This window comes from Arthrobacter sp. Soil_C_60 (genome assembly GCF_057656375.1).
The window spans coordinates 147191-168715 of record NZ_JBDGKM010000004.1 but is presented as its reverse complement, the minus strand read 5'-3'; the positions used below and the strand labels follow the sequence as shown (position 1 = coordinate 168715).

The window sequence follows — 21525 nt, the reverse complement described above, 5'->3', positions numbered from 1 at the left end:
AGAAGAACAGTCAAGTAAGGCTTACTTCAGGAAGTAAATGATGATGAACAGTGCGATCCAAACCACATCGACGAAGTGCCAGTAGTAGGAGGTAACGATCGCTGAGGTCGCTTCAAAGTGCCCAAACTTCTTCGCGACATAGGCACGGCCGATGATCAGCAGGAATGCGATCAGGCCGCCAGCGACGTGAAGACCATGGAAGCCTGTAGTGATGTAAAACGCCGAGCCGTAGGCATTCGAGGAAAGCGACACTCCTTCTGACACGAGCATCGCGTACTCATAAGCCTGCACCGACACAAAGATGGCGCCCATGAGGAAGGTGAGCAGGAACCACTCGACCATTCCCCATCTGGCGACATTGAAGGGGCTGCCGGTTCGGCGGGCCTGAAGGCGTTCGGCCGCGAACACACCAAACTGACAGGTGAAGGAGCTGGCTACCAGGACGATGGTATTGACCAACGCGAACGGAACGTTGAGTTTTTCCGTTTCGGCGGCCCACATCTCTGGTGAGGTGGCTCGCAGGGTGAAGTACATAGCGAAAAGGCCGGCGAAGAACATCAGCTCACTGGAAAGCCACACAACGGTTCCGACGGAAACGAGGTTTGGACGGTTCAGCGTAGGATGCGCCGGGGTACTGGGGGCGTGGGTTGCAGTTGTCACATAGTCATTATGTCTATAAATCCGCCCAGTTCACCAATGCATCGGAACGCGTGGCGAGCGCCGAACGTTCCCAAGCCCCGGTATTCCGCGGATTGTCGGCAAAGTTAATATTCAGGCAGTTTCTACAATTCGTAGATAACCTAGGTGTGTGAGCCCTATTAGTGATGCCAAGACTGCCCTTCAATGGCCCGTTCTGATCTCGGCGCTGATCGCCGGCGACAACCTCAGCCGAGAGCAAACTCACTGGGCGATGAACACGATAATGGCCGGCGAAGCCACCGACGCGCAGATGGCAGGGTTCCTGGTGGCGCTCCGGGCGAAGGGCGAGACGGTCGACGAACTGACGGGCCTGGTCGATGCAATGGTCAGCAATGCCCGTCCGATTGACATACCGGGCGAGAAGCTCGACATCGTCGGAACCGGCGGCGACCGGCAGAACACCGTGAATATCTCGTCGATGGCCGCACTCGTTTGTGCAGGGGCCGGAGCACGCATCGTCAAACACGGAAATCGTGCTGCATCTTCGTCTTCGGGGTCAGCGGACGTTATCGAAGCACTCGGCGTGCGCCTGGATCTCCCCGTCGACAGGGTGGCTCAAGCCGCGGTCGAGGCCGGCATCACCTTCTGCTTCGCCCAGGTATTCCATCCGTCCATGAGGTATGCGGGTACAGTTCGCAGTGAGCTCGGGGTGGCTACGGCATTCAACTTCATGGGCCCCATGACGAATCCGGCGCATCCGACTGCATCCGCCATCGGCGTCGCCGACGCCAGGCTGGCACCCCTCATCGCGGGCGTCCTTGCTACCCGCGGACAGCGGGCGCTGGTATTCAGGGGAGGGGACGGTCTTGATGAGCTCACCACCACCGGCCCATCCATGGTTTGGGAAGTCCGCGACGGCAAGGTAAGCGAAACAGAACTCGACCCGCTCGATCTTGGCATCGCGCGTGCCACGCTCGATGACCTGCGCGGTGGAGATGCGGCCGCCAATGCGGAAGTAGTCCGGCGCACGCTGGCCGGCGACCGCGGCCCAGTGCGTGACGCCGTCGTTCTTAATGCTGCTGCTGCCTTGGTCGCTTTGGATGAGTCCGCCGAAGGAACTCTTCAAGAAAGGCTGGCGAAGGGTCTCGCCCAAGCTGTTGAAGCAATTGACAGCGGATCCGCAGCCGCGGCACTTGACCGTTGGATCAAGGTCACCCAGTAGGCCTGGCCCAAGACATTAAAGGCGTGTGGCCGGAGGATGAATCCTCCGGCCACACGCCTTGGTTCAGTTAGTGGTCGAATCCCAAAGAGAAGGCCGCGTCAAGGTCATGTTGGGAATAGGCGCGGAAGGCGATGTGCGTGGTTGTGGCTTGAACGCCCTCGACCTTGGAGAGCCGGTCCGCGATCACATCGGCAAGATCCTCATGCTTGGTGACCCGGGCAACGGCGATCAAGTCCCATTCACCGGTAACCGAGTAGACCTCGCTGATGCCTTCGATCTCCGAAATCTCCTGCGCGGATTCCGGAATCCGGGATGCATCAGTCTGGATGAGTACAAACGCTGTAACCACTTTTGCTGCCTTTCATCGCACCATTTATGCCTACAACCGAGGTTATGCCAAGGTCCGGCTTTTGCGTATCTTCATGACCAGCGCCGCGACCAGGCGCCAGCCGACAATAAATACGCCCAGTACCAACAGGGTCACGATTTGGAACGACACCGCGAGTCCTCCGCCGGCAAGTCCGCGCAGGAGGAGTCCGAAAACGACCGCGGAAAGCCAAACAACGACGGCGGCCGACCACAGCGACATAGGCCGGCGCCAGGCTCGGCCAAGGAGCCAGCCGATAGCAGCGCCGCCGGCAAAAGGCGCGGCGGTCAAGAGGATTCCCGGCACGTCCAGGTCGTGTTCGTGGGTGTCGCGTCCGATCGCTGCAAAAAGGACGATGCACGCGATGTCTCCGGCGGAAGCGAGGACTATGCTGGCCGTAGATTGTCGGGGAGCGATTGCAGAAGTCTTCACGAATCAAGCCTACGTCCCATCTCGGCACTTCCTAGGTGCGGTCGGGGCGATGGAGGACTCGGAGGAATGGTGAAAATCACACAGATTGCACAGCATGCCTCGGATCTCGACCGGGCCCGGGCGTTCTACGGGGACTTGCTTCGGCAGGAAGCAGCGGCCGTTTTTGACCCGCCGGGACTGGTCTTTTTCATGCTCGACGGCGTCAGGTTGCTCTTGGAAAGGGAAGCGCCTTCCGCGCTCATCTATTTGCAGGTACACGATGTGCACTCGGAGATCACAAGGCTGAGGGACGCCGGGGTTGAAGTAGTGGCGGAGCCGCAACTTATCTTCCACCATGACGATGGGACGCTGGGGCCTGCCGGCAGCGACGAATGGATGGCTTTCATCAAGGACTCCGAAGACAACACCATTGGCTTGGTAAGTCAACCATTGAACTAGCCTTGTCTGCTGACAAACAAAGCTGTAGCATTGTTAGTATGCTCACAAGGATGACGTGTTGTTGTGTACGTATTGACCGTTGATCAACGTAAGTCCAGGACGCGGGAGGACCTCGTTGGCCCGGTGATGGATGAGCTTAACAAGGACGCGCTGCGGCCGTTGATTCTCCCGTTTGACCGAACGGCAGGCGATGAGATGCAAAGTCTTATTGATGATGCTTCCGTCGCCTTGAGCATCGCGATGGAGTTGGCCATTAGTGGTCATTGGAGCGTTGGTATCGGAATCGGGGAAGTGCGAAAGCCTTTGCCGGATAATACTCGGGCTGCGTCAGGGGAGGCATTCGAGCGGGCGCGCACGGCGGTGACGGCTGCTAAGAATGCCTCCGGAAATATCGCCGTTTCGGGTCAGCGCCCTATGGCTGCACAGGCGGAGGCATTACTGCAGTTGCTGGTCTCCGTGGCGCGAAAACGCAGTGCCATGTCAGTTGAGGCGGGTATTCTGAGCGACCAGGGCCTCACCCAGCAGCAGATTGCCCGCCAGCTGGGGATTAGCCAGCAGGCCGTCTCCAGCAGGCTTCAGAGCGGGTTGTGGCAGGAATCGCGAAGGGTCCAAGCGGTCGCAGAGTCCCTTCTGGAAGGTGCAAATCTGTGAGTCTTGCCAGTCTGATTCTGCTGTGTCTGGCTGCCCTCATAGCGGTTCCGATGTATGGAGAGCGGTTCCGCGGCAACGGGAACGCCCGCTTGTATTCACTCAGTGCTATTTCGCTTCTCTGGTTGGGAGTGGCGGCGTTGCTGGCCAGTATCAGCGAGGGTGGTCTGGGAGGCGGCGTCTATGCATTTGCCGTGGCCGCCGCGGCGCTGGGCGGCGGGCCGCTGACTGTCAGTATCCTCACCCTGTCTTTCAACGCCTTGCACCCGGAGAACCGGGAGAAAGCTGAGAAGGAGCCTGTCCTTCGAGGGGGTGCTTGGATCGGCGTACTGGAGCGGACAGGCATCTCCGTTACGCTGCTGGCTGGCTGGCCGGAGGGGCTGGCGGTAGTACTGGCGGTGAAAGGTCTCGGCCGATACTCCGAACTCGGCCAGTCCGGCGCTGCGGAGCGGTTCATTCTAGGAACCTTCGCCAGCGTGCTCTGGGCAGCGGCTGCCAGCGGAATCGCCGTATTGCTCCGCTAAGAGGCGCGACGTTGCTTCGCGTCGTCGCTGTTTTGTGGGGCTGGTAGCGACGGCGGGGGATCGGTGCCATTGCGGTTGAACCGGACGTATGGCATAACAGGCACATGGCCGCCGTCGACCGAATTCAGGCAGAAGTGTCACTCAGTTGCTCGGTTGCCCATGCGTGGACAGTATTCGTGCATGAAAAAGGCCAGTGGTGGCCGGAGATGGACTTCTGGCCGGTTGCGGGCTCGCTACTGACGGAGCACTGGGAACTGGACGGCGTTTCGTTTCAGGCCACCGGTGTGGTCGAAGACGTGGTCGAGGGGCGCCGGCTCGTCTTTTCATGGCGTGAGAGTGATTGGGAACGTCCGACTACTGTCGAGTGCACATTTGACTCAGACGGAATGGGAGCACGGATCTGCCTCAGTGAATCAGGGTTCGCTGCGCTGTCTGATGGAGAGTCGCTTGCAGCCGATCATCGTGCGGGTTGGGCTTATCACCTGCAGACGCTCAAACAGCATGTGGACGAAACCAGTACGCCTTACGGCATGGGGGAGAGGCAATCAACAGAGGGAGTGCCGGGGCCGTCATCGCAATGACAGCACGATGCCGGATGGTGCCCGTATTTCTCGCGATCGGAGTCGGCTGGCGCGACATGCGACGGCGATAGTTAGAGGTTGTGGGTGGGACCGGGGGTTTCGTCGTCTTCCAGCGGCTGCAGCTTGCTGTCCGGCGGGTAGAGGTTGGACCCAGTGCGGTCCTTCAGCGTCAGAGTGGCGATCAGCGAGGCCGCCACGAGCAGGAATAGGTACGTCGAGACGGCGACGGTGGTGTTGAACGTGCCCACCAGTGCGGTGGCGATCGTGGGGGCGAAGGCCCCGCCGAGCACCGCACCCATCGCGTAGCTGATGGAGGCGCCGCTGAGCCGGATCCGGGCCGGGAACAGCTCGGCGTACAGGGCCGGCAGCGGCCCGTAGGACAGCCCCATGACCGCGCCAAAAACCACCAAGGCGGCGACGACGAGGATCATCTCGGCGGTGTCGATGAGCAGGAAGAGCGGGTATAGCCAGGCGAGCATGCACGCCCATCCTATGATGTACATCTTGCGGCGGCCGATGCGATCGGAGAGTACCGCGGAGACCCAGGTTGAGACCAGCCAGGCCACCGAGCCGAGGGTGATGATGTTGAGGATAGCATCGGCGTTCAAGTCCAGCTGCCTGGTGGCGTAGCCCAGGATGAAGCCGCCGGTGAGCATGTAACCGGCAGCGTTATTGCCCATGAAGATGAGCGTGGCCTGGATAACCTGCTTTGGGTGATGGTGGAAGAGGGTGGACAGCGGCGCGGTCTCAGTCTGTTTCGTGGCCTCCAGCTCATGGAACACCGGAGACTCCTCGACGCGGGTGCGGATGTAGTGGCCGATCAGGATCAGAACGAAGCTCAGCAGGAATGGCACCCGCCAGCCCCAGGCCAGGAACTGCTCGTCGGTGAGCGTGGCGGCGAAGACGGCTGTGACCCCGGAGGCCAGAAGCATCCCGGCGGGAACGCCCAGCTGCGGAAAGGCTCCAAACTTGCCGCGGTGTTCGGCCGGGGCGTGTTCGACAGCCATCAGAGCCGCCCCGCCCCATTCTCCGCCGGCGGAGAATCCCTGGACGATGCGCAGGAACACCAGCAGGATCGGGGCCCACACCCCGATTGTGGCGTACGTAGGCAGGACGCCGATGAGCGTGGTACCTAGACCCATGAGGATCAAGGTGATGATCAGCACTACCCTGCGGCCATACCGGTCGCCCACCCGGCCCATGATGACGGCTCCGAGGGGGCGGAACAGGAAGCTGATGCCGACGGTGGCGAACGAGACGATCGAAGCCATGGTTCCCTGTAGCGGGGAGAAGAACAGCGGGGCGAGGACCAGGGCGGCGGCGTTGGCATAGATGAAGTAGTCGTACCACTCCACCGTCGTGCCGATCATCGTAGCCCCTGCCACCCTGCGCTGTTGAGGGGTCATGCGGCCGGTCTCTGTCGATCTGGCGTTCACGACGACTCCTTCGTCCGGAAGCGACGGGCTCGCGCGGGGAGGGCCGGCCGCCGGTTTTCGGTCAACAGGTGGCGGAGAGAATGATGGCCGGCGTCATTGCCCGCGACACGCCCAGTCTACGGCTTGCGCGTCGCGGAATGATAGGGCGCGGTGCACCACGACACGACGCAGACCGTCGGCGCCATCCAAGACCGGACGCCGGTGATCCCCGTCGCCGGGGCTCGGTCACGATCCGGCAAAGAACCTGATCTTTCGACAGTGCATCTGGCAAGATTGCGAGCATGATCGAGATGCCTCGGCCGCCCGAGCCACCCTCCCTGCCACAGGAAAAAATCCGGGAGCTGATCGCCTATGCCGACGGGATGGCCGTTTTCATGGAGGCTGAAGTGGAACTGGTCAACGAGCTGGGCAGGTCGGCTAGCGGGAACGATTTGGCACGGATTATCGGGGGCTGGAAGTTCACCGCCCTGGCCCTGCGTGAAAGCTACGACGGCCAGCTCTGAGGCGGGCAATTGCGTCCTCCCGATCAGCGGGCCACGCCATCAAGTGCCTCCTATATCCCGCGCCTGCCGCGGGATCGAACGTGGATCGTCGCAAAAATAGGGCCGAATACCACGCGGTCACTGACCTCTTGGGAGAGACCAACCCACCCGGCCTTCGTCGTCTTTCCTGCCGCAGACCGTGACGCGGGACCCGGACGGCACCATCAGGGAGATCAAGGAGCAGAGCGGCAAGGACATCTGGCTGTGGGGGCGCTTGAAGCTCATGTACTGCCTGTTGCACACCGGCGTTGTCACGAAGTCTGGATGCTGGTCTGCCCGGCGTAAGGAGGCAAGGCAACGAAACATTTCGAGGATCGGCAGGACCTGAAGCTGGTAGAGCGGATCGTCGCGTATCCGGCGGAGGGCTTCATCGCATCAGCCTTCCCCAGAAGCGGCGAGTGACGCAGGTGGCGGGCCGCGCCATAGGGGGAGTGCCGGCGAGACGTGCCTTCCTCGGCAGGCCGCTTCAGTGATCGACCTAATCCCGAGAAGGAGCCGACATGCGCAAGTCCGCGGCAGCGATCTGGCAAACTGTGCATTCCGAAAGGCGGCGGCTCGCAGCTGATCTCACTGAGCTGCGCAACGACCAGTGGCGCGTCTCGTCTCTCTGCCCGGGATGGGATATCCACGATGTCCTCGCGCATTTAGTCGACACGGCACTGACCGGCCGGGTCTCCTTCGTCCGTGGCCTGCTGATTGCCCGCATGGACTTCGACCTGGCAAATGAGAACGGCATTGCCCGAGAGAAGCGGGAGGATCCGCAGGACACACTCGGCGCGCTACGGGAAGCTGCATTCCTCAGTCGCACACCGCCGGCGAACCTCTCAACACGCCTGGTCGAGGCCATCGTGCACGGAGAGGATATACGCCGGCCCGTGGGCATGGCCGGATGCTACCCCGAACTTGCCGTCGCCCAAGCCTTGGCCTACCAACTGCGCACCCCTGTCTCCTTTGGAGGTGGACGCGAACGGGCAGCAGGATTGCGACTAATCGACAGGAAGACCGGCGCAAGCTGGGGGCAGGGTGACGAGGTCGAGGCCGACTCCATCGACCTGCTGCTGGCAGTCTCCGGGCGCCTGGTGCCCCAAGAGAGGCTCAAAGGCACCGGCGCATCCCGACTGGTCGCGGCGGCAGCAGTCACATCAACTGCGCATGAATCGCGTCACCGAGGAGAAGTGGACGAAGCGATATGACGCGATGGCAGAACGACCGGCTCTGGGCGTTGGCGCACGCCGAGCGAGCCGCCCTGGCAGAAGACCTGTCGGGCCTCAGCGCCGAGCAATGGAGGCACGGCACTTTGTGCGGGCACTGGGATGTCGAGCAGGTCGTGGCCCACCTCACGGCCGCTGCCAGCTTGAACCAGTGGCAGTGGCTTCGCAGCATGCTCGGCGCGCGTTTCCGCCCCGACGTGCATAACCAGCGTCGGCTGACGGAGCGGTGCGGCCGGACACCGGCAGAAACGCTGGACTTGTTCCGTACTGTTGTCAAAAATACAACGGCACCTTCCGGACATATACCCGCCTACCTTGGCGAGGTCGTCGTACACGCTCAAGACGTCCGCCAGCCCCTGGGGCTTCACCGCGCACCGAGTGTCGAGGTGCTGACACCAGTGGCCGAATTTTTCGTCCGCCGCAACTTCACCGTCGCCAGCCGGACGAACGTCGCCGGCCTGCAGTTGCGGGCAGATGACGGCCTATTCGCCGCGGGTAGCGGTCCTTTGGTGACCGGTTCGACCCTTGCTCTGGTGATGAGCATGGCCGGCCGCGAAATTTATCTCGACGAGCTCGATGGCCCGGGCGTGCAAACCCTGCGGATGCGCCTCCAAGGTGCCAAGGCTTCTCATCACTCATTCAGAACCATCCGGGACCACGAGGGGGAGCCTCAGTGACTGCATTAGATGCGATAGCCAAAGTACTACTTGACATAATGTAGATTATCGGCGAATTATTTAAGCGGCTGGGAGTGGCGGAATGCCAGCGTTGCTCGGTGGCATAGAGGCGATGCGGTGGGAACTTCGGTTCCGCCCCGATGGCGACGCCTGCACCATAACTTTGCTGATGCTATTCACGGTGCGATTCGTGCAGTCGATCAACGACGACGATTGATGGCGTTACTTTGCATGAGCGTATTTCTGACCGCGTGCGTGGTTTTCAACGAGTAATCCTGCAGAGGCATTACTCCATGCGTGCTGGCTTGGATAACCCCAAATCAGCACAACTTGACATAACTAGTGCACCACCCTTGTACGCCCGGTCGTCGTCGTTGGACCTACATAGTCCAGCGGCCTGACCTGGCCGCAGCACCTGCTGAGCGATTTGCTGCGGGCAGTCTTCAGATGGCAAGCAGGTTGAGGGACGCGTCGTGGTGCTGGTCCGGGATGTCAGCGCCGCCATTCGGTAGGCGACGCGCCACCACTCCCCCGGCCATTATCCGTCGTGAGTCGGGGCGGCGACGACGCGCAGCACGGTAGTCGCCGCCCTTGGAGATCAAGCGCCCACGTAGGTGGCGAGATGCTCGCCGGTGAGGCCAGCGCGGGTGGTAACAAGCTCGGAGGGTGTTCCTTCGAAGACGAGGCGGCCGCCGTCGTGGCCGGCACCGGGGCCGAGGTCGATGATCCAGTCGGCGTGCGCCATGACCGCCTGATGGTGTTCGATGACGATGACCGATTTGCCGGCGTCGACGAGCCTGTCGAGGAGGCCGAGGAGTTGCTCGACGTCGGCCAGATGCAGCCCCGTGGTCGGCTCGTCGAGGACGTAGATGTCACCCTTTTCCGCCATCTGGGTGGCAAGCTTGAGCCGCTGCCGTTCGCCGCCGGAGAGCGTGGTGAGGGGCTGGCCGAGGCTGAGGTATCCCAGTCCGACGTCGGCGAGCCGGTCGAGGATTTTGTGGGCGGCAGGCGTGCGTGCCTCGCCCTCGTTGAAGAACCCCTCGGCTTCTGTCACCGACATTGCGAGTACTTCGGCGATGTTCCGGCCGCCCAGGGTGTATTCGAGCACTGCTGCCTGGAACCGCTTCCCCTCGCAGTCCTCGCAGGTGGATTCCACAGTGGCCATCACACCGAGGTCGGTGTAAATGACGCCGGCGCCGTTACAGGTGGGACAGGCACCTTCCGAGTTGGAGCTGAAGAGCGCGGGCTTCACGCCGTTGGCCTTCGCGAACGCCTTGCGGATCGGCTCGAGCAAGCCGGTGTAGGTGGCCGGGTTGCTCCGCCGTGAGCCACGGATTGCACCCTGGTCGATCACCACCACACCGTCGCGCCTGGCAACCGAACCGTGGATCAGCGAGCTCTTGCCGGAGCCGGCGACACCGGTGACAACACACAGCACCCCCAGCGGGATGTCGACGTCGACGTCCCGGAGATTATGTGTTGACGCGCCGCGTACCTCCAGCGCGCCGGACGACTGGCGCACTGTTTCCTTGAGGCTCGCCCGGTCATCGAGGTGGCGGCCGGTGATGGTGTCACTCCCCCGCAGCCCCTCTACGGAACCCTCGAAGCAGACGCTGCCGCCCGCGGTGCCCGCGCCGGGCCCAAGGTCGACGACGTGGTCGCCGATCGCGATCGTCTCCGGCTTGTGCTCGACGACGAGCACCGTGTTGCCTTTGTCCCGCAGCTGCAGCAGCAACTGGTTCATCCGCTCGATGTCGTGCGGGTGCAGACCGATGGTCGGTTCGTCGAAGACGTAGGTGACATCGGTGAGCGATGACCCGAGGTGGCGGATCATCTTGGTGCGCTGTGCTTCGCCGCCGGACAGGGTGCCGGCGGGCCGATTGAGCGAGAGGTAGCCCAGCCCGATCTCTTTGAAGGAGTCCAGCAGGTGCTGCAGCCCGTTGAGCAACGGGGCCACCGACGGCTCATCGAGGTCCCGGATCCATTCGGCGAGATCGCTGATCTGCATCTCGCAAAGGTCCGCGATGTTCTTGCCCTTGATCTTTGAGGACAGGGCTTCCTGGCTCAGCCGGGTGCCGTCGCACTCGGGGCAGGTTGTAAAGGTCACCGCCCGTTCCACGAACGCACGGATGTGCGGCTGCATCGCCTCGACGTCCTTGGAGAGCATGGACTTCTGGATCTTCGGGATCACGCCCTCAAAGGTGAGGTTGACCCCTTCCACCTTGATCTTTGTCGGCTCCGAGTAGAGCAGTTTGTGGAGCTCCTTTTGGGAGTACTTCCCGATCGGCTTGTCCATGTCCAAGCCGGCACCACTGAAGATGCGTCCGTACCAACCGTCCATGCTGTACCCGGGAACCGTGAGAGCGCCCTCGGCGAGCGACTTGGTGTCGTCGTACAGCGCTGTCAGATCGAAGTCGTTAACGGCGCCCATGCCCTCGCAACGCGGGCACATGCCGCCCAGCCGGTTGAAGGTCGCCTTCTCTGCCTTGGTCTTGTTGCCGCGCTCGACCGTGATCGCTCCGCTGGCCTTCACCGTAGGCACGTTGAAGGAGTAGGCATTGGGTGAGCCGATGTGCGGATCGCCAAGCCGGCTGAAGAGAATGCGCAGCATCGCGTTGGCATCGGTCGCGGTGCCGACCGTGGAGCGCGGGTTGGCGCCCATGCGCTCCTGATCGACAATGATCGCGGTTGTCAGGCCCTCCAGATAGTCGACGTCGGGGCGCGCCAGCGTCGGCATGAAGCCCTGCACAAAGGCGCTGTAAGTCTCGTTGATCATGCGTTGGGACTCCGCCGCGATCGTGGCGAAGACCAGCGAACTTTTGCCCGAGCCCGAGACACCCGTGAAGACCGTCAACCGGCGTTTCGGGAGCTCGACGCTGATGTCCTTGAGGTTGTTCTCGCGTGCGCCCTGTACACGGATCAAGTCGTGGCTGTCGGCAAGGGGCAGCGCAGGCGACTGAATATCCGTGTTGGTGACCATACTCATCGTGTCTCCATCTGTCATGGGGACGCCGCGGCTGTCTTCGACGGCGTCGTCCGGATCGGTCTAACCAGGTTCGTGCGGTGCTTCAACGGTCCACTGTCTACCTTAATCGACGTCGCCGCCCTCGTGTTTTGAACGTACGATGGCTGCATGTGGACGGGCCGGCAGCTCCTGCCGTTACAGGGCAGGAGCTGCCGGACATTCCTGCTGTTTCTGGTGGCGGTTTTTTCGCTGGCATCCTGCAGCTCCGGCGCTCCGGAATCTTTCCGCGACGCCGCATCCCCGGACCCGTCCGGCGGCCAATCCATGCAGCAGGACGGGCCTCCGGCCACCGTCGAGCAGCTCAGCGCGTCTGTTGGGGCCGCGGACGGCAGCAACAACGACGACGGCGTTGTGCTGCTGACAGTGGCGAACAGGTCCGAGGCAACCGTGCTTGTCCTTGCCGTGACCCTGTACTCACCGCGCTTCAGCGGTGGCACGGACTGGGTGCCGGACAGGTCCGGCGGAACGCGGCTCAGCCCCGGGGACAGCCTGTCCGTACCTGCCGCCTTGCAGCCTGTCCGCTGTCAGGAGGGCCTGGATCACCCCGAGGCGACCATTGCCATCACCGTGGACCGGGCCGAAACGGGATCGCTGACCGTGGAAGTCGCCGCCGCCGATCCGCAGGGCGTGTTGGAAGCCAGCTACCGGGACGGCTGTTCCAGCAGCGCCTGAGCAAACGCGCCTGAGCAATGCGCCGGAGCCAGTGCCTGGGAGCCTCCGCCCAAAGCAGCCTCCGCCCAGGCCACCGGTCGCCTGGGACGTGGATAGGATCAAGGCTGACGGACATTACCGGAACGGACGGAGAAACGCATCGTGTCAGGACTGAGGGCAGCCGACATCCGCGCAGCAGTGGCAGCAGCGCTGGAGCGGGAGCAGCTGCCGCAGATCGTCCAGCTGGGACACCCCGTGCTGAGGCAGGCTGCGGTTCCCTATGACGGCCAGATCGAGGACGCCGAACTCCACGCCCTGCTGGAGCTGATGCGCCGGACCATGCATGCCGCACCGGGGGTCGGCCTCGCGGCACCGCAGATCGGCATCCCCTTGCGCCTGGCGGTATTGGAAGATCCAGCCACCGTGGGGCCTGAGATAGCCAGCGCACGCGAACGGCAACCGCTGCCGTACTTTGCCGCGATCAACCCGCACGTCCGCACCATCGGCGAGCACACGGCGTCGTTCTTTGAAGGCTGTTTGTCCTTTGCCGGCTACCAGGCCGTCGTGGAGCGTCACCGGATAGTGGAACTCGAATATCTCCGCGCGGACGGAACGGTCAGGACCGAAGAATTCATCGGCTGGCCGGCACGCATTGTGCAGCACGAAACGGACCACCTTGACGGCGTGGTTTACATCGACAAGGCCGCCACCCGCTCGTTGTGCACCAGCGCGGAATACAGCAGCCGCTGGGGGCAGCCGACCATCGAGCACGCCCGCCAGGAACTGCGCTTCTGAGTTCAGCCGGCGGCCGGTTCCAGTTCAGCGGTTTCGCCCGACCGCTGGGGCTGCCCGGCTTGGTTCCGGGCGGTGGGCAGGTATGTGGCCCACCAGCGCAGGATCTCGTCGAACCGCTGCTTGCGGTGCCACGGCGTCCCGGCGCGCGAAAGCTCGTGGTTCTCCCCGGGGAAAATCAGCAGTTCGGCCGGCACACCGTGCTGCTTGAGCGCCACGTAGTACCGCTGGGCCTGTTCCAGCGGGCAACGCAGGTCTTCCTCCGAGTGGATGATGAGCGACGGCGTCCTGACGTTGCCGATCTGGGCAAACGGATTCTGGCTGCGGATGCCCTCCTCATCGGTCCCCGTGTATTCGCCAGAGAAGAACCAGCCGATGTCGCTGGATCCCACGAACGACGGCGGATCCAGATAGCCGCGCTCAATGATCGCGGCCGCGAAACGGTGGTCCTGGGAGATGGTCCAGGCGGTGAGATAGCCGCCGTAGGAACCGCCCATCACACCCACCCGGTCGCGGTCCAGCTGCGGATACTTCTCCTGCGCACCCTCCAGGAACGCGAGCACGTCCACCAGATCCACCGTACCCATGGCTTCCTTGATGGCCCGGCCATGCGCCTGCCCGTAGCCGGCGGCGCCGCGTGGATTGCACATCAGCACGGCATATCCGGCCTCCACGTAGACCTGGGCCTCGTCGAAAAGCCCCCAGCCGTACTGGGCAAAGGGTCCGCCGTGGATGTTCAGCAGTACCGGATGCGGGCCCTCCCCCTCCGGCAGCAGCACCCAGCCGTGCACCGGGTACCCGTCGGCGGCGGTGAAGGTCTCCTCCCGCAGCTCCGCCAGCGGCGATGCAGCGCGCAGGGCGGCGGAAAAATCGGTGCGGACATGCAGGCCCTCCGGGGTCACGAGCCCCACATCCCCGGCGGTACCGGGATCGGTAAAACTCACGACAAGCGATCCGCTGGCAGCACCTGCCCCGGTCACCTGGCGCTGGCCGTTCACCAGAACCTGCAACTCTCCCGCGGCACTCACGCGCAGCAGTTCCACGGATCCGCGCGTGCTGTTCATAACGACGACGGCGTCATCGGCCACCGCGACCAGCTCACCGCTGGTTGCACTCAGGTCGATGGTCTCGGCGTCGGTCAGCCTGCGGGCCGGAGCGCTGTTGTCCGTGGGCGCTACATAGAGGCCGGTGTTTTGTGCGACGAAGTCCGTGCCGCTTTCGCCGAGTTCGCTGCCCAGGAAGAACAGCCAGCGGCCGTCGGAACTGGGCGCCGGCAGGTCGGCGGCAAAGCGCTGCGCCGGCTGGTCCCGCAGGTTCGTGTGCTTGCGCAGATCCACTCCGTCCGTGTCGATGGAGTAGATGTCCGAGACCAAATCGCTGTCGGCCTCTGCATGCAGGGCGGCGCTGAAGTAGATGCGGCCGCCGTCGGCTGAGAACTGCGGCGATTGATGGTCCGCCGCGCCGCGGGTCAGCTGGACCGGCTCCGGCAGCGGCTGGAATTTGCGGCCCTCATCTTCAGCCTGCTTCTTCGCCCGGCCTGTCGGGGTTACCGGCGGTTCCGCCTGCAGGTCGGGCGCAGCCAGGCGGAAGAGCTGGGCGCGCTTGTCGTTGGTGTACCCGGCTCCGTTCAGGCGGTACTTATAGCCGGTGATCAGCCGGGCGTCCTCCGCGTCGGCACCGAGTCCCTCCACGATGCCGTAACGTCCTTCTTCCGGTACCGGTGCGGCAAAGACCAGACACGCCGAATCCGGCGACCACGCAAAACCGGAGACACCGAGCTTCCGGTCAGTCAGCTGGACTGGTTCCCCTCCCCTGCTCTCGACGGCGAAAAGCTGGGGCGCTTCCCCGGGTGCAGCGCGCAGGAAAGCCAAAGTGCCCCCGTCGGGCGCAAATTTCGGGGCGGTATCGCGGAAGCCGCGGGTCACGCGGCGCGGTGCACGGCCGTCGTTGTTCAGCGGTATCTCCCACAGCTGTCCGACATAAGCGTCCGCAGCGAAGTCCGGGCGGGTAACGGACACCACCGCGCGGTCCCCCTCGGGATGGATCGTCGGCGCGGAAACGGAATTAAGTAAAACAATCTCTTCAGACTTCATCTTTGTGAGCTTAGTCTCATGCCGGGTGCTTGGGCGAGTCACCTTTCGGTAACGTCGGCGACTGCCGTCTCGCTAGGATCGGTCTATGCCTTCACTCAGCGTGCCCTTGGAATCCGTCGACCTCCTGCTGTGCCCGGTGTGCGCCGAAGACATGCGGCCCAATGAGGGCTCGGTTGCGGGTGGGATCAGCTGTACGGCAGGCCACCGTTTCGACGGCGCCAAACAGGGGTACATCAACTTGCTCACCGGGCGCGGCACGTCTTTCACCCCGGACACGGCAGACATGGTTGCGGCCAGGTCCGCCTTCCTGGATGAGGGACATTATGACCCGTTGCTCCGTCAGGTCGCCGGTGCCGCTTCGGCATTGTTGGAAGGCGTCGACCGGCCGGTCATCGTCGACGCCGGGGCCGGTACCGGACACTATCTGGCTGCCGCCGTTGGAGCCGTGCCTGCGGCCAGGGCCGTGGCGCTGGATCTGTCCAAGTTTGCGCTGCGCCGCGCAGCGCGTTCAGTGCCGCAGGCACTGTGCCTGGTGTGGGACCTCTGGCGGCCGTTGCCCCTGGCCGGTGGTGCCGTCGATCTGATCATCAACGTCTTCGCCCCGCGCAATGCCGAAGAATACGCGCGGATCCTCAAGCCGGGCGGCCATCTGTTGGTGGTGACCCCGGCGCCCGGACATCTCGACGCCTTGAGGGCACGGCTCCCCCTGCTCGCCGTGGACGAGGACAAGTCGGACAAGCTGGCCGCGTCCCTGGCGCGGGACTTCACACCGGTGTCCGCGGACTCCCTGTCCGTGCCCATGCAGCTCAAGGGCGAAGATATGCGGAATGTGGTGATGATGGGGCCGAACGCCCACCATGCCGGCGCAGCTCTTGCGCCCGGCGATGCGGCGGCTGTGCACCAGGAACCGGAGACACCGGTGGAGGTCGAAGCCCGTTTTACCCTCAGCGTTTTCCGAAAGAGCGCCCGCTAGCGTCTCGAACGCAGGATCCGTTGCTCCCAGCGCGCCTGCTGTGATCACGAGTTGGCCACAGTTTCCGCGCTACAGCGAAGTTCGGGCTGGAAAGCGCCACAATTGCTGTCAAATCGGGCATGATGGTGCTGTGGACCACATGTCCGCTGTGGCATGTTCGTGGTCCCGCGTATCTACCTGCAACAGGGGGAACCGATGCTTGAATGGCTCGTTATCAACAGCTGGGTCCTCTGGCTGGCTCTGTTCCTTATTCTGGCGATCGTCGAGATGATGACGCTCGACCTGTTCTTCATCATGATGTCCTTCGGGGCTCTGATCGCCTTATTCACCGCACTGCTCGGCTGGCCGTTCTGGATCCAGGTGGTTGTTTTCTGCGTCGTGGCGCTGCTCATGGTTCTCGTGGTGCGTCCGGTAGGGCTGCGCCACCTGCGTCGCGGCCCCCGGGACCAGGCCACCAACGTGGACCGGTTGATCGGTGAATCGGCCATGGCACTGGAGCCGGTCACGGACCACTCCGGCATGGTCAAGATCGGTGGCGACACCTGGACGGCACGTTCGAGCGACGGCTCGCCAATTCCCGCGGGTGCCCGGGTAGCCGTGGCACGGATCGAAGGTGCCACTGCCGTCGTCTACCCTGCCGCGGAGCCAGGCCCTTATCCGGCGCAGTAAACCGGGCAAACGTCCGACCGGCACATCAACGCACTCAGCCTCACGGATGGCTCAGCATCCGGTCCTACGGCTGATGCGAATATCAACTGAAGGGTAGCTATGGATACCAATATCGGCCTTTGGATAGTGCTGCTGGTCCTGATCATTTTTATGTTCATTGTGTTGGTCCGTGCCGTCAGGATCATCCCGCAGGCGCGCGCGGGCGTAGTCGAACGTTTGGGTAAGTACCAGCGCACGCTCAATCCCGGGCTGACCATCCTGATCCCGTTCGTTGACCGGCTCCTGCCCCTGCTGGATCTGCGCGAACAGGTCGTGTCGTTTCCGCCGCAGCCCGTTATTACCGAAGACAACCTCGTCGTATCCATAGACACGGTCATCTATTTCCAAGTGACCGATCCCCGTGCCGCGACGTACGAGATCGCCAACTACATCCAGGCCGTCGAACAGCTGACCACTACCACGCTGCGAAACGTCGTGGGCGGGCTGAACCTTGAAGAGGCGCTGACCTCCCGGGACCAGATCAACGGCCAGCTGCGCGGTGTACTGGATGAGGCTACCGGCCGCTGGGGTATCCGCGTTTCGCGGGTGGAGCTCAAGGCGATCGACCCGCCGCACTCCATCCAGGATTCCATGGAAAAGCAGATGCGTGCAGACCGGGACCGGCGGGCGGCCATCCTGACAGCGGAAGGTGTAAAGCAGTCACAGATCCTCACCGCTGAAGGTGAACGACAGGCCGCCATCCTCAAAGCTGAGGGTGATGCTAAAGCAGCGATTCTCCGTGCCGACGGTGAATCACAGGCGATCCAGAAGGTCTTCGATGCCATCCACAAAGGCAATCCGACCCAGAAATTGCTCGCGTACCAGTACCTTCAGACGTTGCCCAAGCTCGCGGACGGATCCTCCAACAAATTGTGGATTATCCCCAGCGAAGTCGGCGAGGCGCTCAAAGGTATCGGCAGTGTCTTGGGGGCTGCGACGCCCGACGGGTCAAGCTCTGATGATGCCGACGGCGGTCCGGGCGAAGACCGCGCCAGTCCGACTCGAGGCCTGCTGTGAAATGTTCGCCTTTACCCATGCGGCCATTCCGGACTATAATTGGTTGTTTGCCGCGAAGCTGATGCCCGCTGCCGACCGGGAACAGTTGATGGTCCGGAAGCGTTGAAGGTAGTGCGGGTCATGCCGGGACGGTGCATTTCACCGCCCCACCATAAGACAAGAGGGAGAGATCATGAGCGATCGTAGCCTGCGGGGTATGCGTCTCGGAGCGCAGAGCATGGAGACGGAATCCGGTGTCGAGCCGGCGCCGCGTCAACGCGTGGAATACCGTTGCGAGGATGGCGAACAGGTCTTTGTTACCTTCGCCGCTGAGGCTGAGATCCCCCCGACCTGGGTTTCCAAGACCGGCAAGGAAGCGTTGCTCGTCAATGGCGAAAAGCCGGACGACAGCAATGAAAAGGCCGTCCGGACCCACTGGGATATGTTGCTGGAACGCCGCTCGGTCGAAGAACTGGAGCAGATCCTCGAGGACCGGTTGAACATTCTGCGTGAACGCCGCGGCGAACGCCGCTCCGCCTAAAAGAGGCATAGCTGAGGGAGGAGACCGGAAACGGTCTCCTCCCTCAGCGTTTAAGCCTTGCCGGTCAGCTTGCGCCAGCGGGAACGGAGTCCCCATTTCGTGACGAGGATGATCGATTCAAGTACGATACCGCCACTCATCTTCGAGTCCCCGAATTCGCGTTCCACGAAAGTGATCGGTACTTCCCGGACGTCGAGTCCGGCTTTGAGCGTCTTCCAGGTCAGGTCCACTTGGAAGCAGTAGCCGACGGATTCGACCGATTCGAGATCGATCTTCTTCAGCGTCTCCGCACGGAAAGCATTAAAGCCACCGGTTATGTCCTTGACCTGGACGCCGAGCAGGATCCGCGAATACAAGCTGCCGCCGAGTGAGAGCAGCTTCCGGTGCAGCGGCCAGTTGACGACCTTGCCTCCCCGGATCCACCGCGAGCCTTTGACCATGTCCGCACCGTGATCCAGGGCATCCAGCAGACGCTGCAACTCTTCGGGCTGGTGGGAACCGTCGGCATCCATTTCGACCAGAACGTCATAGCCCGCGTCGAGACCCCAACGGAATCCGGCGATGTAGGCTGCGCCCAGTCCTTCCTTGCCCTGCCGGTGCAGGACATGGACGGCGCTGTCTGCTGCGGCTGCCGCGTCCGCCGCCGCTCCGGTGCCATCGGGAGAGTTGTCATCGACGACCAGGACGTCTGTGGCGGGGGCTACGGCCCGGAGCCGGTCCAAGGTTCGAGGCAGGGACTCAATCTCGTTGTACGTCGGAATGATGGTCAGGACCCGCACTCAGCTGCCTTTCGATCTCGCTACTGTTGCCGCATAGTATGGCGCGGGCATGTCCGCGGGACCGGCCGAACGCCAACGGTCCAGTATATGTCATCGTTCCTTGGTCCAGTCGCGCAGAGCGGACAGCGTCGGCAGAAAAGAGGGTAGGTTCGCGCGCCTTCGGGCCAGGAACCGGATCCGCGAAGCGGACGGAACCTGTTTTCTACTGACGCGCAAACCTACCCGTTGGAAGCACCGGACATCCAGCCCCCGGGCAGAATCTTACTCTGCCGCCGACGTGCACCGCTCTGGTCCGGAGCCCGGCCTGGGCCATTGGCCTATCTAAAAATGACCCATTGAGCTAAAAGCTTACGTGGTCAGGACTGGGTGTCAATGTGGCCTTGACCTGCGCATTCTCCCATTTCTGCAGGTCAGTACGGCAAGTCGGAATACGTCCGCCTTGGAGAGTATTTTCCAGCTATTCCGTCGGCCACCGGCCCGTGCACCATCAGGAAGCCGGGTGAAGGTCTCCGTCGTAGATTACGTACCCGTCCACCACCGTGCGCGAACATACGGGCAGGGCCTCGGTGTCCAGCGAGGGCAGCATGGGTGTGCCGGCCCGCGCGTCCGTGCTCCAGGACGAAACTCTGCTGTCGGCCGTCTGGATGGAGAGCTCGGCCACATCCCACACGGCGAACGTGGCCGGTGTGCCGGGGGCCAACTGGCCCTGCATGGGGTTGGGCTCTCGCGCCGCCCGCCATCCGGCTCTGGTATGGGCAAGGAAAGCAGCCCGTGCCGAGATCCGCTGTTTCTGGTTGTGATGTTCCAGACAGGCTTTTACCGTTGCCCACGGGCTCTGCTCCGTGACTGGTGCGTCCGATCCCAGGCAGACTGGAACGCCTGCCGTCTGGAGTGTCCCGATGGCATTCATACTTAGGGACGTCTGCGCTCCGAGCCGGGATGCGTACATACCGTTCGTGCCGCCCCAATAGGCATCGAAGAGCGGCTGCATGCTGGCAGTGATTCCGAATTCCAGCAACCGGTCGACTGCCCCGGTCGACATCATCTCGACATGCTCGAACCGGTGCCGGGCCGAGCGGACCGCGGCACTTCCCACGCGGTCGGCTGCAACCTGCAGAGCCTCGATGGCCAGGTCGAGCGCTGCGTCACCAATGACGTGGAAGCCGCCTTGGATCCCCTCGATGGAACAGAGTTCGAGGTGCCGGGCGGCTTGCTCCACGGTGAGGAATAGCTCTCCCGCTTCGCCAGGCCGGTCTTGGTAGCCGCCGTGCACATAGGCCGTGTGTGAGCCGATGGACCCGTCAATGTTGAGGTCGCCGGCCAGACCCTTGAGTTTGTGTCCGAACAGCTCCAGGATATCTTGCAGCTGCTCCGCCGACTCCGCCAGCTGGCCCCAGTACGGAAGGATCCTGGGAAGCGAACGGTGTTCGTCGTCCGCTAGTGCAATCAATCCCAGCAGGTCCTCGGCGGGAGCAATATGTGGGGCACCCATTTCCGCCAGTGCCACATACCCTCGCGAGGCGGCGTGGTTCAAGGCCAGACGCTGTACCTCCCTCCGGCGGGCGGCCGATGGGTTATGCGCCGCTGAGCGGACCAGTTGAAGGGCGCGGGTACGGGCCAGTCCCGTGCCGTCCCAGCCTTCCTCAGCCTGCAACCCGAGCCTGGCGGCGAACGAGGCGGAAACGGCTCCCGAGTGCACGTCAACCCGGCTGAGGTACACGTCCCGTCCCCCGCCGGCGCGCTCAAGTTCGTCAGCTGTCGGCGGCCGGCCTTCGGGCCAGCGGCTCTCATCCCAGCCATGCCCGAGGACAGGGGACTTGTCTGAACCCGCAGCGCCGGCAACGGTGTCGAGGAGTTCGGCCAAGGAGTTGCAACGGGACAAGTCGAGCGAGGATAGAGCCAGGCCGGCGTCTGTGACATGCGCATGCGAATCCACGAACCCCGGGGCGACAAGCCGGCCCTGCAGGTCGATGATCTCCATCTTGCTGTCCGCGATTGACGTGGCTGCCTCTTCGGAGCCGATCCAGGCTACCGTTCCGCCGTCGACCAGCATTGCTGTGGCGTACGGATCCGCAGGACTGTAAACGGACCCGTTGCGGTACAGCGAAAGACCGGATGCTGCCGCGCGTTCGGGCAGCTGGGACTCACTCATGAAACTCCAATCAAAGGTAAATCAACAAAAAGGTTCATCACTGGAATCCGTTGGCGCAGTGCCGACGATCGGGCCGTGCAGTGGACCAGTCGCCGTTC

Annotated in this window: 22 protein-coding genes; 14 read left to right on the top strand and 8 right to left on the bottom strand. The window is 63.0% G+C overall.

Translation table 11 applies throughout. The features are described from left to right. Positions 1 to 21: 21 nt before the first annotated feature. The gene (gene ctaE, locus AC3A4M_RS10495) at positions 22 to 660 is read right to left on the bottom strand and encodes an aa3-type cytochrome oxidase subunit III (protein WP_498733492.1); all 639 of its coding nucleotides are present in this window, start codon (positions 658 to 660) and stop codon (positions 22 to 24) included. Positions 661 to 808: 148 nt separating this feature from the next. Between ctaE and trpD the strand changes: the two genes are divergently transcribed. Then, the gene (gene trpD, locus AC3A4M_RS10490) at positions 809 to 1861 is read left to right on the top strand and encodes an anthranilate phosphoribosyltransferase (protein ID WP_498735705.1); all 1053 of its coding nucleotides are present in this window, start codon (positions 809 to 811) and stop codon (positions 1859 to 1861) included. Between the two features lie 67 nt (positions 1862 to 1928). Here trpD and AC3A4M_RS10485 read toward each other — a convergent pair whose 3' ends face one another. Next, positions 1929 to 2210 (bottom strand): Lrp/AsnC family transcriptional regulator, encoded by a 282-nt coding sequence (locus AC3A4M_RS10485; RefSeq protein WP_498735704.1) that lies wholly within the window; start codon positions 2208 to 2210, stop codon positions 1929 to 1931. Positions 2211 to 2252: 42 nt separating this feature from the next. Further along, positions 2253 to 2660, bottom strand: a complete 408-nt coding sequence (locus tag AC3A4M_RS10480) for a DUF3054 domain-containing protein (protein ID WP_498735703.1) — start codon at positions 2658 to 2660, stop codon at positions 2253 to 2255. 69 nt (positions 2661 to 2729) lie between these two features. On the opposite strand from AC3A4M_RS10480, the gene AC3A4M_RS10475 reads away from it, so the two are divergent. The 4 genes from AC3A4M_RS10475 to AC3A4M_RS10460 all read left to right on the top strand — a co-directional run bounded on the left by AC3A4M_RS10475 (position 2730) and on the right by AC3A4M_RS10460 (position 4851). Further along, positions 2730 to 3098 carry a VOC family protein gene (locus AC3A4M_RS10475; protein WP_498735962.1) on the top strand — a complete coding sequence of 123 codons (369 nt, stop codon included), beginning with the start codon at positions 2730 to 2732 and terminating at the stop codon, positions 3096 to 3098. 63 nt (positions 3099 to 3161) lie between these two features. Further along, positions 3162 to 3749, top strand: a complete 588-nt coding sequence (locus tag AC3A4M_RS10470) for a sigma factor-like helix-turn-helix DNA-binding protein (protein ID WP_498735702.1) — start codon at positions 3162 to 3164, stop codon at positions 3747 to 3749. Next, the gene (locus tag AC3A4M_RS10465; RefSeq protein WP_498735701.1) at positions 3746 to 4270 is read left to right on the top strand and encodes a hypothetical protein; all 525 of its coding nucleotides are present in this window, start codon (positions 3746 to 3748) and stop codon (positions 4268 to 4270) included. The genes AC3A4M_RS10470 and AC3A4M_RS10465 overlap by 4 nt, the downstream gene beginning before the upstream one ends. Positions 4271 to 4374: 104 nt before the next feature. Next, positions 4375 to 4851, top strand: a complete 477-nt coding sequence (locus AC3A4M_RS10460; protein ID WP_498733505.1) for an SRPBCC family protein — start codon at positions 4375 to 4377, stop codon at positions 4849 to 4851. Positions 4852 to 4922: 71 nt separating this feature from the next. Here AC3A4M_RS10460 and AC3A4M_RS10455 read toward each other — a convergent pair whose 3' ends face one another. Further along, entirely contained in the window at positions 4923 to 6257 is a 1335-nt protein-coding gene (locus tag AC3A4M_RS10455; RefSeq protein WP_498735961.1) for an MFS transporter, read from the bottom strand. 311 nt (positions 6258 to 6568) lie between these two features. Here AC3A4M_RS10455 and AC3A4M_RS10450 point away from each other — a divergent pair, with 311 nt between their 5' ends. The 3 genes from AC3A4M_RS10450 to AC3A4M_RS10440 all read left to right on the top strand — a co-directional run bounded on the left by AC3A4M_RS10450 (position 6569) and on the right by AC3A4M_RS10440 (position 8717). Then, complete coding sequence (locus AC3A4M_RS10450; protein ID WP_498735700.1) at positions 6569 to 6790, top strand: hypothetical protein; 222 nt, start codon at positions 6569 to 6571, stop codon at positions 6788 to 6790. A 539-nt stretch (positions 6791 to 7329) separates the two neighbouring features. Further along, on the top strand, positions 7330 to 8022 hold the full coding sequence (locus AC3A4M_RS10445) for a maleylpyruvate isomerase family mycothiol-dependent enzyme (protein ID WP_498735699.1): 693 nt from the start codon (positions 7330 to 7332) through the stop codon (positions 8020 to 8022). Next, complete coding sequence (locus tag AC3A4M_RS10440) at positions 8019 to 8717, top strand: maleylpyruvate isomerase family mycothiol-dependent enzyme (RefSeq protein WP_498735698.1); 699 nt, start codon at positions 8019 to 8021, stop codon at positions 8715 to 8717. Before AC3A4M_RS10445 ends, AC3A4M_RS10440 begins: the two co-directional genes overlap by 4 nt. Positions 8718 to 9315: 598 nt before the next feature. Here AC3A4M_RS10440 and AC3A4M_RS10435 read toward each other — a convergent pair. Then, a complete protein-coding gene (locus AC3A4M_RS10435) occupies positions 9316 to 11703 on the bottom strand; it encodes an ATP-binding cassette domain-containing protein (protein ID WP_498735697.1) in 2388 nt (795 codons plus the stop codon). A 213-nt stretch (positions 11704 to 11916) separates the two neighbouring features. On the opposite strand from AC3A4M_RS10435, the gene AC3A4M_RS10430 reads away from it, so the two are divergent. Beyond that, positions 11917 to 12414 (top strand): hypothetical protein, encoded by a 498-nt coding sequence (locus tag AC3A4M_RS10430; protein WP_498735696.1) that lies wholly within the window; start codon positions 11917 to 11919, stop codon positions 12412 to 12414. A 141-nt stretch (positions 12415 to 12555) separates the two neighbouring features. Next, a complete protein-coding gene (locus tag AC3A4M_RS10425; RefSeq protein ID WP_498735695.1) occupies positions 12556 to 13188 on the top strand; it encodes a peptide deformylase in 633 nt (210 codons plus the stop codon). A 2-nt stretch (positions 13189 to 13190) separates the two neighbouring features. On the opposite strand, the gene AC3A4M_RS10420 is transcribed toward AC3A4M_RS10425, so the two are convergent. Then, complete coding sequence (locus tag AC3A4M_RS10420) at positions 13191 to 15278, bottom strand: S9 family peptidase (RefSeq protein WP_498735694.1); 2088 nt, start codon at positions 15276 to 15278, stop codon at positions 13191 to 13193. Between the two features lie 85 nt (positions 15279 to 15363). Here AC3A4M_RS10420 and AC3A4M_RS10415 point away from each other — a divergent pair, with 85 nt between their 5' ends. The 4 genes from AC3A4M_RS10415 (at position 15364) to AC3A4M_RS10400 (ending at position 18496) form a co-directional block, all read left to right on the top strand. Beyond that, positions 15364 to 16251, top strand: coding sequence for a putative RNA methyltransferase (locus AC3A4M_RS10415; RefSeq protein ID WP_498735693.1), 888 nt, complete (start codon positions 15364 to 15366; stop codon positions 16249 to 16251). Between the two features lie 195 nt (positions 16252 to 16446). Further along, a complete protein-coding gene (locus AC3A4M_RS10410) occupies positions 16447 to 16920 on the top strand; it encodes an NfeD family protein (protein WP_498735692.1) in 474 nt (157 codons plus the stop codon). Between the two features lie 99 nt (positions 16921 to 17019). Beyond that, positions 17020 to 17976, top strand: coding sequence for an SPFH domain-containing protein (locus AC3A4M_RS10405; protein ID WP_498735691.1), 957 nt, complete (start codon positions 17020 to 17022; stop codon positions 17974 to 17976). Positions 17977 to 18148: 172 nt separating this feature from the next. Beyond that, on the top strand, positions 18149 to 18496 hold the full coding sequence (locus AC3A4M_RS10400) for an RNA polymerase-binding protein RbpA (protein ID WP_074702362.1): 348 nt from the start codon (positions 18149 to 18151) through the stop codon (positions 18494 to 18496). Between the two features lie 50 nt (positions 18497 to 18546). Here the strand turns inward: AC3A4M_RS10400 and AC3A4M_RS10395 are convergent, their stop codons facing one another. Both AC3A4M_RS10395 and AC3A4M_RS10390 read right to left on the bottom strand, forming a co-directional pair. Further along, positions 18547 to 19275 (bottom strand): polyprenol monophosphomannose synthase, encoded by a 729-nt coding sequence (locus AC3A4M_RS10395; RefSeq protein ID WP_498735690.1) that lies wholly within the window; start codon positions 19273 to 19275, stop codon positions 18547 to 18549. A 487-nt stretch (positions 19276 to 19762) separates the two neighbouring features. Beyond that, positions 19763 to 21427 (bottom strand): amidohydrolase, encoded by a 1665-nt coding sequence (locus AC3A4M_RS10390; RefSeq protein ID WP_498735689.1) that lies wholly within the window; start codon positions 21425 to 21427, stop codon positions 19763 to 19765. Positions 21428 to 21525 lie beyond the last annotated feature (98 nt).